The following is a 15,944-nucleotide window of genomic DNA, read 5'->3' as shown; positions in this document are numbered from 1 at the left end:
TCCCGACTTGAAAACATGGATCGATCATCGTTATTTTGCTCTGTAAAACGATTTTTTCATAAAGTGTTTTCCATGACCGTTCAATCTATTCAAAAAAGATTTTCCCGCATATTCCCCCTTGTTCTCGTTTTGGCTTTGACCTCAAAGGCAGAGGCCCAAAGAGAATCTATCAAGTGGATCTCCTGGGAATCTGCTCAGGATTTGGTCAAGAAAGAACCTAAAAAATTGATCGTTGACCTATACACAGATTGGTGTGGTTGGTGTAAAAGGATGGATGCTTCCACTTTTCAAGACCCAAGAATAGTGAGATATGTCAATCAAAATTTTTATGCAATAAAATTTAATGCCGAGCAAACTCAGGATATCATTTTCAAAAATAAATCGTACAAATTTATTCCTAGAGGTACCAGAGGCTATCATGAACTTGCTGTTGAGATAGCCAATGGCCAACTCTCCTATCCTACAGTGGTTTTTATTGATGAAGACCTCAATACCCTGCAACCTATTCCGGGATACTGGGATGCGGATGATTTTGAAATGATCTCTAACTATTTCGGCGGCAATTTTTATAAAACTACTCCTTGGAGTACATTCCAGGAAAAATTCAAATCAAGCAATAAAAAATAGGAATTTTGCATTTTCTTAAATCCAGTTCCAATATTTTTTCCATCAGAATCATTTTTCCTCATCGTACGCTCTATTGCTGATCCCACTTTCAACAGTGGAAAAATGTGTTTCTGATCAACCAAAAACCATTTCATCCCTTTATATTATCCAGATTAAACACGAAAGCCATGTTGCTACCTCGAAATCCCAATTTTACACTGTTCATGACGAGGGGCATAGCACTATGCCTGATTTCCATAGGACTTTTGGCTTCCTGTAAGAATAAAAAAATTGAAGCTCCGATTTCTAAACAATCTAATCCGGTACCGGTGGACATTGTGGTAGCTTCGATCTCTCCATTGCCTACTGCTTCTGAATTCAATGGAACTGTATTGTCACAAGAAAGTGCTGACCTCCACAGTGAGGTGAGTGGCCGAATCATCTATTTAAATTTTCCCGATGGAGCAGCTGTATCGAAAGGCACTCTCTTACTTCGGATAAATAACTCTGAACTGTTGGCGCAGAGGAAACAAGCACAGGTTCAGAAAGAACTATCCGCAAAGACAGTAGAGCGTTTGGGCAAATTACTGGAAATCAAAGGCGTCAATCAGGCAGATTATGATCAGGCGTGGAGTCAGCTCAAAAGTCTTGAATCCAGTCTGGAAGTTTTGGAAGCGCAGATCGCCAAGACAGAGATCAGAGCACCATTTGACGGTGTGTTGGGCCTGCGACAGGTCAGCAATGGAGCTTACATTACTCCGTCTCAGACCATTGGCACGATTCATTCAAAAAACAAAGTAAAAATTGACTTTGTCGTTCCTGAACACATTCTGCCCAAAATCAAAAAAGGGAGTCAGGTACAAGTCTACACCTCCGAAAATGAAAAATCTTTGACAGCAAAAGTAATCGCCATTGATGGACAGATCAACCTCAATACGAGGAATGCAACCGTCAGGGCCGAGCTCAGCCAATTTGGGCTCACTGCAGGAAGCTTTGTCAAAATTGTTCTTCAAGAAAAAAAGCAAGGAATTCTAGTGCCTACTCAAGCAGTGATTCCTGATGCCGTCGCCAGTCAGGTGGTATTGGTTAAAAATGGCAAAGGGATGATGTCAAATATAGAAACGGGTTACAGGACAGCAGATTTTGTAGAAGTTACAAAAGGGATAAACCGGGGTGACAGCATTGTAGTAACGGGTGTTTTGTTTGTTAGGCCAAAATCGCAGCTTACTGTGAGACAAGTAAAAAGTCTGGATGATTTTATGAATTTGAACACCAACAAGGAATGAATTTATCAGAACTCGCACTTAAAAGGCCCGTATTAGCCACGGTGATGAATATCTTGTTGGTCCTGTTTGGAGTGATAGGATTCATGAGACTTGGAGTTAGAGAATATCCGGCAATCGATCCTCCGACTGTTAATGTCAGGACGAATTATGCCGGAGCCAATGCTGAAATAATCAAAAGTCAGATCACTGAACCACTTGAAAAGACAATAAATGGTATCCCGGGGATACGGGCACTCACCTCTACAAGTTCGGTAGGCAACAGCAATATCACCGTAGAATTTGACCTCAGTACAGATCTAGAATCCGCAGCAAACGACGTGCGTGAAAAAGTAAGTCAGGCCATTCGATTTTTACCACAGGATATTGACGCACCACCTGTGGTGGCTAAGTCAGATGCCAACAGCGACTTTATCATCATCATGGCTATCCAAAGCCCAAACAAAAGTTTGGTTGAGCTAAGCGACTATGCTGAGAACGTGCTCCAAAATAAATTTCAAACTATCCCTGAAGTTAGTGCCATCAACATCATAGGGCAGCTCAGACCTTCAATGCGATTGTGGGTCAATCCTGACAAGATGAACGCTTACCAGATTGCATTCAACGATATAACTTCAGTATTACAAAAGGAAAATATTGAGATTCCTTCAGGAAAAATTTATGGAAATCAGACTGAATTGACTATCCGTACTGTAGGCAGGTTACAATCAGAACAGGATTTCAGGGATATGGTGATAAGATCAAATGAAGCCGGAATAGTAAGACTAGGTGATGTAGCACGCGTTGAAATTGCACCCGAAAATCTGGAACGCACCTGGAAGCTCAATGGCGTTACTGCAGTTGGTCTGGCTGTAGTACCTCAACCGGGAGCAAACTATGTAAAAATATCAGAAGAATTCGACAAGCGGCTGCAAGAGATTACAAACGATCAAAAAACCAGTGACCTCATTTTTACTAAACTCATTGACAACACTACCAATATCAAAAAATCACTCAATGAGGTGAAGGAGACTCTGGTTATTTCATTGAGTTTGGTGATATTGGTTATCCTGTTTTTTTTCAGAAATTGGAAAATAGCAATTCGGCCACTTATCGATATTCCGATATCATTGATAGCCACTTTTTCGATCATGTATTTTGCAGGCTTCTCTATCAATATCCTCACCTTGCTGGGTATCGTGTTGGCCACCGGTTTGGTAGTGGACGACGGTATCGTTGTAACCGAAAATATATTTAAAAAACTGGAACAAGGAATGCCTATCAAAAAAGCTGCATTGGAAGGTAGTCGCGAAATCATTTTTGCTATCATTTCAACCTCACTTACGCTTTCTGTGGTTTTTTTGCCGCTCCTTTTTTTAGAAGGATTTGTTGGAAGTCTATTTCGCGAATTTGCAGTTGTGGTTGCTTCGGCAGTATTAATTTCAGCATTTGTATCACTCACTATCACACCGGTCTTGAATGTGTTATTGACTAGAGACAACAGAGGACATGGAAAATTCTATGAGAGAACAGAACCCTTTTTTAGAAAAATGGAGAGTGCTTATAAAAATAGCTTGCAGACTTTTGTAAAATGGAAATTTATATCTATTGCTATTATCCTGGCATGTATTGGATTGATTTTTTGGATCGGTACAAGTATTCAAAGTGAACTAGCTCCTATGGAAGATCGTAGCACGATGCGTCTACAGATGTCAGGACCGGAAGGTGCAAGCTTTGAATACATGAGAAGAGTAGGCAATGAGGTCGAAAATTTCTTGATTGATTCCGTTCCTCACCGTACATTTTCATTTTTATCAATTCCTGGATTTAATAGTACCGGGGTCAACAGCGGTATGGGTCGCATTGGGCTCACGGCTCCACAGGAAAGAGATATGACTCAAAGTGATATTGCAAAAATGGTCTCCAAAAAGTTATCCAGATATAATGCTGCGAGGATTTTTGCAATAGAGGAGCAAACTATTTCTGTTGGTCTGGCAAGCAGAGGTGCATTGCCCATCCAATTTGTACTCCAGAACTTGGATTTTGAAAAATTAAAAAATATTATCCCGGAATTTGTAGAAAGGGCAAGAGCGGACAAAATTTTTCAGAATGTAGATGTGAATTTGAAATTCAATAAACCGGAAACAGAAATTACATTTGACAGGCTCAAAGCGCGCAATCTTGGGCTGACTGTCCAAGATATTTCCGATGTTATCCAAAGTGCGTTCAGTGGCAGAAGACTAGCGTATTATATTTCAAAAGGTAATCAGTATCAGGTCATCAGTCAAGTCGACCTGTCTGATCGACAAAAACCGGAAGATATTCTCAAGTTATACGTGCGCAATCAAAGAGGAGAAAATATACCTCTCTCCGCAGTCATACAAATGCGCAATTCTGCCAGTCCTCCTACATTATTTCAGTTTAACAGATACAATGCTGCTACGATATCTGCAAGTTTAGCTGACGGCAAAACTATAGGTGATGGAGTTAAAGCTATGCGAGAGATTGCGAGCCAGTTGTTAGACGACAGTTTTCAAACATCCCTCAGCGGTCCCTCAAGGGATTTTGAAGAAAGCTCTTCGAATACCCTTGTAGCATTCGTCCTAGCCTTAATGTTGATATACTTAATTCTTGCTGCACAATTTGAAAGTTTCAGAGATCCATTTATCATTATGATCACGGTGCCACTGGCATTGGCCGGTGCATTGCTCAGTTTAAAATTATTTGGACAAACGCTCAATATTTTTTCACAAATAGGTATGATTACCCTGATAGGATTGGTTACCAAAAATGGAATTCTGATTGTGGAATTTGCAAATCAAAAGCGCGAACAAGGAATTCAAAAATTGGAAGCAACCATTACCGCAGCGACCTCCAGGCTGCGACCTATACTCATGACCAGTTTGGCGACATCGCTTGGTGCTTTACCGATTGCCCTAAGCTTGGGAGCAGCTGCTACTAGCCGGGTTCCATTAGGTGTGGTTATCGTAGGTGGAATTTTATTTTCATTGCTTCTGACATTATACGTTATCCCGTCGATGTATCTCCTCATGTCATCACCAAAACACAAGCACACAGATGACTTTTAAATCTATGCTTCTCCCGGCTGTTTCCCTCATAATGAGTTCCTGCTTCATGTATGCTCAAAACCTGAGTTTGAATGATGCAGTAAATAAAGCGATTGAAAATAATTTTCAGGTAAAAATTCTTTCAAACCAAGTAGAGATTGCAGAACTCAGCAATACTTATGGAAATGCAGGTGGTTTACCTTTAATTACTGGAAATGTTAATCAAAATTTTACACTGAATAATATTCAGCAAGAATTGAGCAGTGGAGTGACCATCAATCAAAAAAATGCGACAGGAAATAGTTTTAATTCAAACCTGAATGCAGGTATTTTGGTATTTAATGGATTCAAAGTGCGAGCGAGTAAAGCTAAATTTGAAGAATTGGTCAAGCAAAATAAACTTATTTTGGAAGACGAAATCTTAGAATTAAGGGCAAATGTGAATGCTGCATATTACAAAGTCCTGGAGGCGGAAGAACTTCAAAATCAGTACACTAAAAATTTAAATTTAGCCACCAGAAAAAAAGATTTAATACAAGCAAGAATAAATGCAGGATATGCCAACGAGGCAGATTTACTTCAGGTACAAATTGAATGGAACAACCTGAAAACCATTATTGATCTACAGAATACAAATATTGCCACCGCAAAAAAAGAACTATTGATGGTCATGGCGGAACATCCCTCAAAAGTTTATAATCTTACTGATACTTTAGCTCATCAAAGGTTACCAGCTTATTCAGATCTTGAAGCCAAGCTAAATTCCACAAGTCTTTTGAATATTGCTGAGTCCTCTATCCTCATCCAACGCAAAATACAAAAAGAAATTGAGGCTTCAAAATATCCTGCAATAAGATTAAATGGAAGTTACAATTTCAATAGAATTCAAAATTCGGCAGGATTTAATCTGGTGAACCAAAATTATGGACCTGCTATCGGACTCAGTATGAATATACCGATTTACAACGGAGGAGTTTGGAAAAATCAAAGTAAAATTGCTGCTTTGCAATCCGAAAATCTGGAGTTTCAAAAAAATCTATTGTACATCCAGTTACTTTCACAGCTTGCAACTGAAATGGAAAGACATGATAATTTACTCAAGCAGTGTGATGAACAAAATTTAACGCTGGAAAAAGCATCCAGACTGATTGAAATCATGTTGACGAAGTTTCAGTTAAACCAATCAACAATTCTCGACCTCAATCTTGCACAACAAACGTATGAGAATGCAATGCTCCAATCGATTCAACTCAACTATGCTGCTAAAATGTCAGAAATTAAAATCCGAAGATTAGCAGATTTACCATTGTAAAATATATGCATTCAAATCAACGTTTTCATACCAGAATTCATTTCTATTTAATCTGCTCACTTTTTTTCCTTTCTGAAACGAATGCCAGAATATGGTATGTCGGTCCAACCCGGCCAGAAAAAAACTGGTGGACCATTCAAGCTCAAGTCAATTCAGGTGATACAATATCCATTGATTCAGCCTTGTATGAGGATGTGCCACAAGTCGTATGGAGACAAAATAGATTATTGATCAAATCAACATCAGGTTTTCCTGTTTTAAGGGCTGGAAACAAAATTGCAACAGATCAGAGCAATGGCAAAGGAATTTTTGTGATTGCAGGCAATCATTGCATCATCCAATCATTACATTTCCAAAATTGTAAAGTAGTTGACCATAATGGAGCAGGAATCAGATTAGAAGGTAAAAATATAATGATACGACAATGCATTTTTTCTGACAATGAAATGGGCTTTCTGTGTGGCGCCATTGATTCTTGTTCAGTCCATATGGAGCAATGTTATTTTAAACAAAATGGGAGCGAAATGAATCCAGGCTACCAGCACAATATTTACGTGGGACATATCGATACTTTCAGTTTAAAATATTCAACTACCATTGATGCAAATGCAGAGGGTCATGAATTAAAATCAAGGGCAAAATTCAATTTTGTAGCTTACAATTATATAGGAAATATTGCATCCAATGACAGCAGAAATATTGACTTACCAAATGGAGGCATATCAATTTTTATCGGAAACATTATAGAACAGGGAAATTTTTCTGCCAACAACAATCTGTTCGGTTACGGATTAGAAGGACTCAATAACAAGGCACCCCATCAAGTGTATTTGGTAAACAACACATTGATCAATAAAAAAAATAAGGGCAACTTTATTCAAGTAGCAAATGGTACTGAAAAATTATTCGCAAAAAATAATTTTTTCGGTGGCACAATTACAGGTGGTTTGATCAATGGTAGCATTTCAATGTTGGATACAGCAGCCAACAGAATATTTGCAAATTTGAATGATGCTCAGTTTCGCGATGTGGCTAATGGAGATTACAATCTTACTCAAAACTCTCCTCTCATAGATCAGGGTATAATCATTTTGGATTCAATTGGCTCATACTATTTACGACCAGATCATTCCTTCATTCCAGACACCAATTATACTAGTAGAAGAATGGACACAAAACCTGATATTGGTGCTTACGAAATGTCCTTCCCTTCAAAAATTCTAGACCATCCCTACTTTCAAAAAAAATCAGGAATCTTGCTCGTGGGTAATGAATGGAGTTTTACTCCGGATAAAAGTGGTGAGCTATTGCTGATCTCAGATTTCCAGGGGCATGCTATTCTTAAAAAAATCTTTAAGGATAAAAATTCTGAAATCATCCACTTGGCAGACTTTCCAACTGGACTATACTATTATGTCTCTTCAGCTCAAACAGGTATTATCTTCAAAAACTAATTACATTTGCGGAACAATTTAAAACAACATGCCAATTCCAAATATTTTTTCTTCTGAAGTTACTGAACAATTTATCTCAAGAATTCAAAAAATTCAAGACACTACAAACCCTCAATGGGGAAAAATGAATGCTGCCCAAATGATCGCTCATTGCTGTGTCACTTATGAACTGGTATATGAAAATATTCACCCCAAGCCTGGTTTGTTGATGCAGCTCCTGCTAAAAACAATCGTTAAAAAAACGGTTACAGGAACAGCACCTTACAAAAAAAACCTCAAAACATCACCAGCTTTTCTGAAAACCGGTGAATACAATCTGGCAGCAGAAAAAACAAGATTGATCAATTATCTCCGCCGCATACAAGAGCTTGGAGAATCTTATTTTGATGGCAAAGAATCACATTCTTTTGGCAAACTCAATTCTAATGAGTGGAACAATATGTTTGCTAAACATCTTGACCATCATCTCACACAATTTGGCGTTTAATTTTCAGAAACTCACATCCATGTTTATAAACAGATTTGGCCTCATTTTGAAAATTACTTTCTATTTATTGATCGTAACTTTCCTTTTTTTTGAATGCAAACCCGGCAAAGATTATTCACCACAAGCTTTAGGTCAAAGACCGGATCCTCATAGCTTTAGCAGACCTGATATAACTGCGGCAAAGCACCTTAATCTGAATCTGAAATTGAATTTTGAGAAAAAAATAATTGAAGGCAGAGTTGATTTTACTTTAAGCTTACCACATGGAAACGAGTTTATTTTAGATAATCTCGGTCTACAGATTGATTCAGTATTTGTCAGTGCAGGAGGTCAAAAGAACACTGCAAAATTTGCCAACGGAATTACTGACAGCATCCTTGGACAACCAATGATTATACCTGTTGACAAACAAACAGATTTAGTGACAGTATATTACAAAACTTCACCCGAAGCATTGGCGCTACAGTGGATGGATCCGGAGTTGACTGCCAGTAAAAAACTACCCTTTTTCTTCACTCAGAGCCAATCTATTTTCGCACGCAGCTGGGTCCCTTGCCAAGACGGTCCAGGCATCCGTTTTACTTATGATGCCACTGTAGAAGTACCTGTGGGAATGATGGCTGCCATGAGTGCAAGGAATCCAACTGAGAAACAAAGTTCTGGGATTTACCAATTCAAAATGGATATCCCCATCCCGGCTTATCTCATGGCTCTTGCTGCCGGAGATTTTGCATTCAAACCGATAGGACCAAGGACAGGAGTATATGCGGAACCCGGAGTTTTGGAAAGAGCTCACTATGAATTTGCTGATCTTGAAAAAATGCTGATTACTGCAGAAGAACTATATGGCCACTACCCTTGGGGAAGGTATGATGTGATCGTCCTTCCATCAAGTTTTCCGTTTGGAGGCATGGAAAATCCTATGTTGACTTTTGCTACTCCAACCATTCTGGTAGGAGATCGCTCCCTCACAAGTCTTTTGGCTCATGAGCTTGCGCATTCCTGGTCAGGCAATCTTGTAACCAATTCTACCTGGAATGACTTCTGGCTCAACGAAGGATTTACCACATATTTTGAAAGTCGTATCATGGAACAACTTTACGGCAAAGAATATGCAGATATGTTGAGTTTACTGGGTTATCAAGACCTTCAAAAAACTCTGGTAGATTATGGCACTGACAACCCATTGACCAAACTTAAAGGAAATTATTCCAATCCTGAAGATGGACTTTCCGATATCGCTTACGAAAAAGGCAAAATCTTTTTGAGATATCTCGAAGAGAAATATGGAAGACCGGCGTTTGATACTTTCCTGAAGACTTATTTTCACCAGTTTGAGTTTTCATCTATGACAACCGAAAAATTTAGAGATTTTCTATCCGTTCATCTTTTAAATAATGACAGCAGTGCTATCCATGACGTCGATAGTTGGTTGTACGGAACCGGTATGCCAGCATTTATGCCTTCTTACCAGGTCAATCGGTTCAAAGCGGTAGACATCTTTGCAGACAAATGGAAGTCTGGTCAAAATCCATCCAAAGCGATGACAACAAATTGGTCCACCCACGAATGGTTGCATTTTATCCGACAGTTGCCGGTCACGATGATGTCCGACAGCATCAAACTCATTGACGAGAGCTATTCATTCTCAAAAACTGCAAATGCCGAAATTCGCTTTGCATGGATTCAATTTGGTCTTGAATCCGGATACAGAAAAAATATTATCCCATCTGCAACTGAATTTTTGCTCCACACAGGAAGACGCAAATTCGTACTTCCTATTTATGAGAATATGATCAAAGTAGGATTCAGAAAAGAAGCCGAGGAGCTTTATGCTCAAGCAAAATCAAGCTATCATCCCATAACCAGAAGATCCATCGAAGAAGCTTTTGAAGAAGCGAAGTAACGAAAATCGAAATCCGGCAGCAGGCAAAGCCCTGAATTATCGCATTTGCAAGGGTTTTTGCCATATATTTGCCGCGCAAAACAATACAAATATTATTTCATGCAAAAACAACTTTTAGTCATTATCGTCGGGCTATGTACTTTAGTCCAAGTTCAGGCACAACAAGACCTGTCCAAACCGCAAAGATTTGATTACGGCAAGATGTGGACTTTTGAAAATCCACCAAAAGAATGGTTCAAAGAAGCTTACGGATTTACTCCACCTGATGATTGGTACTCAGATGTACGCAAGTCAGCATTAAGGTTTGCTTCATGGTGTAGTGCCTCATTTGTATCTCCTAACGGATTGATCATGACGAATCACCACTGCTCCCGAGATGTCGCTCCGGCTTTACAAAAAGAGGGCGAAGATTTTGAGAAGAACGGTTTTTATGCTGCCACTCTCGCGGACGAGAGAAAATCAGAAGGACTGTTCGTTGAACAATTGATCATGGTAGACGATATATCCGACAAAGTGCTAAGCCAAATGGACAAAGCAAAAGATGACAATGAAAGGGCTGTTTACAGAGATAGTGCATTGGCCCAGATCTCCCGGGAATATTCAATGAAAGACGGTTGGAAAGGGCTCCGATTGCAAACAGTTACTTACTACAGTGGTGGAAAATTCAGTATGTATGGATACAAAAAATACAACGACATCCGCCTCGTTTTCATCCCTGAAACAGATCTTGGATTCTTCGGTGGAGCACCTGACAACTTCACCTATCCGCGCTATGATCTAGACTGCACTTTTTGGAGAGCTTATGATGAAAATGGAAATCCTTTAAACACATCAGACCATTATTTTAAATTTAACATTGAAGGCGCGAAAGAAGGCGAACCCGTATTTGTAGTGGGAAATCCGGGCAATACAGAGCGTTATCGTACTTATAAACAACTGGAATATGATAGAGACATTCGTTTCCCTGCTCAAATTGCCATGTTGACCAGCAGACACAATATGATGCTTAAAGAATATGAAAAAAATCCAAACGTCGATCTTCTCAACGACATCTTTGGACTTTCCAATAGTATGAAAGCATTTACAGGCATATTGGGTGGGTTAAAAACTCCTGCTTTGATGACCAGAAAAAAGGCTACTGAAGACGAAATTCGCTCTAAAACCAAACTAAAAGGTGAAGACCCTTGGAATGAGCTCGGCAAAATAGTAGATGGCCTTCGAAAATATGGCTCTACCGTTACTTTAGCTTCACCTAGTGATATCAAAGGCGCTGGAGCAAAGTTGATCCATGTTTTGGGTCAATACGAAGCTGCAATGGAAAAACCCAACAATGGACCGAATATTGAAAAACTTAGAAAAGACATTACAAACCTTTCTGCCAAATTGAACGAACCAAAAGAAAAAGAACTTTTTGCCTTGTATTTGCAAGAGCTTAAAGATTTCGAGCATCCGGAATTCAAGTATGTCGATAAAGTGTTAGATGGAAAATCGCCAATGGCCAGAGTGGAAAAAATATTGGACAAGACAGATTTTACCAGCACCAAGGAGTTGAGCAAAATTTTGGAAAAGCCGGCAGACAAATTCAAGAAATACAATGACCCTTTACTTGATGTCTCCAGGCAAATAGTACCAAAATTTAATGAAGCCGTCAATGCATTCCAGTCTACCCTTGCCCGCAGACGTGCTTTGGAAGCAAAGATTGCTAACCATGTTTTCAAAGTAAAAGGCAATAATTTACCACCAGATGCGACTTTTACATTGAGATTGGCAGATGGTCTTGTAAAAGCGTATGATTATAACGGAACTACCGCTCCATACAAAACTTCGTATTACGGACTTTACGACAGAAATACTTCTTTCGACGGAAAATACCCTTTCGCTCTTCCTGCAAGATGGCAAAATCCTCCTGTAGAATTGCTCAAAGCACCGATGAACTTTGTTTCGACAAACGACATCATTGGCGGCAATTCTGGAAGTGCTATCATCAATAAAAATAAAGAAGCCGTCGGTTTGATTTTTGATGGCAATATCGAATCTCTCCCAGGCAACTTCATTTTTGATGAATCGAGCAATCGCTCTGTTTCTGTACACGCAGGTGGTATTTATGCGGCATTGAAGTACATCTATCGCGCTGAGAGACTGGCCGGTGAACTTTCCGGGAAGTAAGCAAATTATTAATATTACATATATCAATCTTAATAGATAATGAAACAAATACAATTCGCCATTTCCTTGCTGAGTCTTGTTGTATTCATAGGTTCAAGCTGTTCGCCAAAAGCAAAAACGATCCACGGGTTGAAAGGAATGATTGCTTCTGGTGATTGTGCAGGCCCCTGTGGTAAAAAAATGCCTTGCGAAGGTGAGGAAAGGACAATTGAAATGACATTGGGTGACAACAATGTTTTGATCAGTTCTTCAGCCATTTTTGTCAGAGATCCGGACAATTACGATTATACGCTGCGCATCGATTTTACAGAAGCAGTGCCCAGTGCCGTTTATTCTGATGCCAGAAACGAAAAATACAAACGTTTGGTTGCTACAGGAATTGTTGAAGGTTTTGATCAGTACGTTCATGAAACCTGCACCAGATCTTATCTTTTCAAGGTCAATGATCCTTCAAAATTTAAGCTTCTGGAGCATTAAAAACTGAAAAGTATTCCCTAAGTATAAGGCCTTGTATCATCTACAAGGCCTTTTTTATTTTATTTTGAATTCTATAACTTAAATTCAACTTAATTAATTGACTGTCTTACAGTTAGATATCACAAGATGCAATATCTGAATTTTATTATAGAGCAGATTGTTAAATGCTTATCAGAACCTAAAAAGACCGCTCGGTTTTTGGCATGGTTCTTGAATAATAGTGGTTGAGTTTTGAGTTTTGGTTATTAAATGAAGATTTGCCCGTATAAAGTATACGGGCTATCTTTTTTTAGGGACATACGCATTGAGTTTAGTTTGTACTTTTGCCCTAAAATAGAATCCATGATTATCGGTGTCCCAAAAGAAATCAAAAGTAGCGAAAATCGAGTTGCCCTCACACCTGCAGGCGCGCTGGAACTCACCAAAAGAAATCACCAAGTGTTTGTACAGAGCACAGCCGGTATAGGTAGTGGTTTTTCTGATGACGCATACCGCTCAGCCGGAGCTACTATTCTCTCCACCATAGAAGAAATATATGCCAAGGCGGAGATGATCATAAAAGTAAAAGAACCAATTGCTTCAGAATATCCCCTGATTAAAGCGAATCAACTCCTCTTCACATATTTTCACTTTGCCTCTTATGAGCCATTGACCAATGCTATGATCAACAGTAAAGCAATTTGTCTTGCTTACGAGACTGTTGAGCTGGCAGATAGAAGCTTGCCTTTGCTCATTCCGATGTCTGAAGTCGCAGGGCGTATGGCAGTGCAGGAAGGAGCAAAATTTCTAGAAAAACCTCAAAAAGGAAAAGGAATTCTTTTGGGTGGTGTTCCGGGAGTACCTCCAGCCAAAGTTTTGGTTTTAGGTGGCGGAATCGTCGGTACCCAATCTGCAAAAATGGCTGCAGGACTAGGGGCGCAAGTTACGCTCCTGGATGTCAGCCTTCCACGACTTCGCTATCTCGCTGATGTCATGCCTCCAAACGTGACCACTATGTTTTCAAACGAACTTACCATTAGGAATCTGGTCCAGACACACGATCTGATCATAGGAGCTGTCCTTATCCCCGGTGCAAAGGCTCCAAGTTTGGTGACCAGAGACATGCTCTCGACTATGCAGCCGGGTACAGTACTAGTGGATGTGGCAATTGATCAGGGAGGATGCATTGAGACAAGCAAACCGACCACACACGACGATCCAATTTACCTCGTCGACGGAGTTGTACATTATTGTGTGGCAAATATGCCCGGAGCCGTACCTTATACATCAACTGTAGCTCTTACCAATGCTACACTTCCTTATGCGATTCAGCTTGCGGACAAAGGATGGCGCCAAGCTTGTTCGGACAATAAAGCACTTCAACTTGGGCTCAACATCGTTCGCGGTGATGTTGTTTACGGTGGCGTGGCGAAAGCTTTCAATCTTCCTTACAAGCCGGTTGAAGATATTTTGTCTTAATGGTGCTTGTAATCGTGTATGATATTAGGATTTGAAACCGAGTTGATCAAAATTTTACTACATCTTGAAGACAGGGATTGAACTTGGAAGACTATATTATTATAATCTTTGGAATCAAGCAAAAAAATGGGAAGCTGTCTGGCTTTAAATTTTCATCCGAAAAAAAATAATTTTTTCTTGCACAGCATTTGATATCGTCCTATATTGATGGGTCATTTTATTACTAACCTATTTAAATGCAAAAGATTATGTATATTTCATTTGACGAGTTGAGAGAAATTAAACACAAATTGCCGCACGGCGGCATTAAGCGAATAGCAGATGAATTAAATTTAGATGAAGAGACTGTAAGAAACTACTTTGGAGCACATCACTTGGCCAATTCCGGCAACCATATACAACCCGGTCCTAACGGGGGAATCGTTCAAATAGACAATGAAGCGATTATAAACCTTGCAAAAAAAATCATCAATGAAAGCGCCAATTAAAAATTGAAATATTTTTCTCTCCAAAGAGAGTCTAAAATATTACCTTACCTAAAATTAATTTAAATAGCTTCCTCTTGGAAGCTATTTTTTTACCTATAAAGGCTCCTTTCGCTTGTCCATATTTATTTTCCAATAGACCATCTGGTGGTAGCTCCGGGACGCTCCCTGGACTTGATTGGTCTTCAGATAAAAATCATAAAACCATGCCCTGAATGTGCTAAATATCTCCGGAAAAGCATCTAGTTTATGTTTAACTCGCTCTTGATCTCTTCGAATTTCCTCCGGCAGACAATCGATTATTTCTCTATAAATATCATCATCATTTTTGGATAGTCCACTCACAAAATACCTCCACAGCGTATATTCCGCATTGTACTCCCATAAGTTATTATCACTGTTCTGCAAGGCTAAGTAGGCTATTAAATTGCATTCTCCCTCGTCTGTCCATCCGAAAACATGTCCGTATTCATGTGCTACAGTAAATGCTTGTTGGACAATATCTATACCCGGATCATAATATCCTTGTCCTGCAAACGGCCAATAAACTCCTGATGCAGCCCAAACCAATAATGTCCCTGCTGGATGAACAGATTTTACAATTCCCACATCGACTCCCTTCAATCCCAACTTGAGCATACATTGATGAACTCTACCACCAAGCTGGATGATTTCATTTTCGGTCAAATGAAGATTGACCAGTTCGTCGTTAGAATTAGCCAATCGCTTGCGGATACTGATCAATCGATCTGTAGTGGCATACAATTCATTTAAGTATTCGTCCCTGCTTACCGGCTTATTCAACTCGAGACGATCCCGCATTGGTTTTTGCAAATAAAGAAAACCCCACGAAAGATAAAACCAGGAGAAATGCAATACTGCTAATGCAGTTATCTCGGCAGCGAATCCTATCCAACCTGTGCCAAGTTTCCACACTCTTCTGAGTCTAAAAAACAGCCATAATATGAGTGTCACGATCCAAACATAGATCATGCCCACTCGATTACCCAAACTGACAATCCACCAAAACTGCCTAAAAGCGGGATAAACAAAATGTGGGTAGAACAGATCAGAAAAACCGGGGCCGAACAGCAACGCTGAAGACAAGCCCATGAGGAAGAGGCCAAAGAATACTACACTGAAATATACGAGTTTTCTTGTTGAGATCACGTCAAAATTTGAATTCAATCCTGCAAAGTAACCATCTCAAAGGTGAAAGTCTCAACAATTTTGTTGATTAAGATATAAGCTTACTTCAGAGCT

The 15,944-nt window shown here is 39.5% G+C and carries 12 protein-coding genes; 11 read left to right on the top strand and 1 reads right to left on the bottom strand.

Annotation, left to right across the window (positions count from 1 at the left end):
• The first annotated feature begins 72 nt into the window (after window positions 1-72).
• The 11 genes from IPI99_08095 to IPI99_08045 all read left to right on the top strand — a co-directional run bounded on the left by IPI99_08095 (window position 73) and on the right by IPI99_08045 (window position 14,684).
• Window positions 73-627, top strand: coding sequence for a DUF255 domain-containing protein (locus IPI99_08095; GenBank protein ID MBK7340474.1), 555 nt, complete (start codon window positions 73-75; stop codon window positions 625-627).
• 203 nt (window positions 628-830) lie between these two features.
• Window positions 831-1,892 (top strand): efflux RND transporter periplasmic adaptor subunit, encoded by a 1,062-nt coding sequence (locus tag IPI99_08090; GenBank protein ID MBK7340473.1) that lies wholly within the window; start codon window positions 831-833, stop codon window positions 1,890-1,892.
• Window positions 1,889-4,957, top strand: a complete 3,069-nt coding sequence (locus tag IPI99_08085) for an efflux RND transporter permease subunit (GenBank protein ID MBK7340472.1) — start codon at window positions 1,889-1,891, stop codon at window positions 4,955-4,957. Before IPI99_08090 ends, IPI99_08085 begins: the two co-directional genes overlap by 4 nt.
• A gap of 31 nt (window positions 4,958-4,988) precedes the next feature.
• Window positions 4,989-6,248, top strand: a complete 1,260-nt coding sequence (locus IPI99_08080) for a TolC family protein (GenBank protein ID MBK7340471.1) — start codon at window positions 4,989-4,991, stop codon at window positions 6,246-6,248.
• A gap of 5 nt (window positions 6,249-6,253) precedes the next feature.
• Window positions 6,254-7,702, top strand: coding sequence for a hypothetical protein (locus IPI99_08075; GenBank protein MBK7340470.1), 1,449 nt, complete (start codon window positions 6,254-6,256; stop codon window positions 7,700-7,702).
• A gap of 28 nt (window positions 7,703-7,730) precedes the next feature.
• Window positions 7,731-8,189 (top strand): DUF1569 domain-containing protein, encoded by a 459-nt coding sequence (locus IPI99_08070; GenBank protein ID MBK7340469.1) that lies wholly within the window; start codon window positions 7,731-7,733, stop codon window positions 8,187-8,189.
• Between the two features lie 19 nt (window positions 8,190-8,208).
• Complete coding sequence (locus tag IPI99_08065; GenBank protein ID MBK7340468.1) at window positions 8,209-10,095, top strand: M1 family metallopeptidase; 1,887 nt, start codon at window positions 8,209-8,211, stop codon at window positions 10,093-10,095.
• Window positions 10,096-10,194: 99 nt separating this feature from the next.
• Window positions 10,195-12,261, top strand: a complete 2,067-nt coding sequence (locus IPI99_08060) for a S46 family peptidase (protein MBK7340467.1) — start codon at window positions 10,195-10,197, stop codon at window positions 12,259-12,261.
• A gap of 39 nt (window positions 12,262-12,300) precedes the next feature.
• On the top strand, window positions 12,301-12,738 hold the full coding sequence (locus IPI99_08055; GenBank protein ID MBK7340466.1) for a hypothetical protein: 438 nt from the start codon (window positions 12,301-12,303) through the stop codon (window positions 12,736-12,738).
• Window positions 12,739-13,080: 342 nt separating this feature from the next.
• Window positions 13,081-14,196 carry an alanine dehydrogenase gene (ald, locus tag IPI99_08050; GenBank protein ID MBK7340465.1) on the top strand — a complete coding sequence of 372 codons (1,116 nt, stop codon included), beginning with the start codon at window positions 13,081-13,083 and terminating at the stop codon, window positions 14,194-14,196.
• Between the two features lie 236 nt (window positions 14,197-14,432).
• A complete protein-coding gene (locus IPI99_08045; GenBank protein ID MBK7340464.1) occupies window positions 14,433-14,684 on the top strand; it encodes a DNA-binding protein in 252 nt (83 codons plus the stop codon).
• Between the two features lie 93 nt (window positions 14,685-14,777).
• On the opposite strand, the gene IPI99_08040 is transcribed toward IPI99_08045, so the two are convergent.
• A complete protein-coding gene (locus tag IPI99_08040; protein MBK7340463.1) occupies window positions 14,778-15,851 on the bottom strand; it encodes a DUF3810 family protein in 1,074 nt (357 codons plus the stop codon).
• Window positions 15,852-15,944: the final 93 nt, after the last annotated feature.

The organism is Saprospiraceae bacterium, assembly GCA_016710235.1.
Classification (GTDB): Bacteria; Bacteroidota; Bacteroidia; order Chitinophagales; family Saprospiraceae; genus Vicinibacter.
This window is presented reverse-complemented; position numbering and strand designations above follow the sequence as displayed.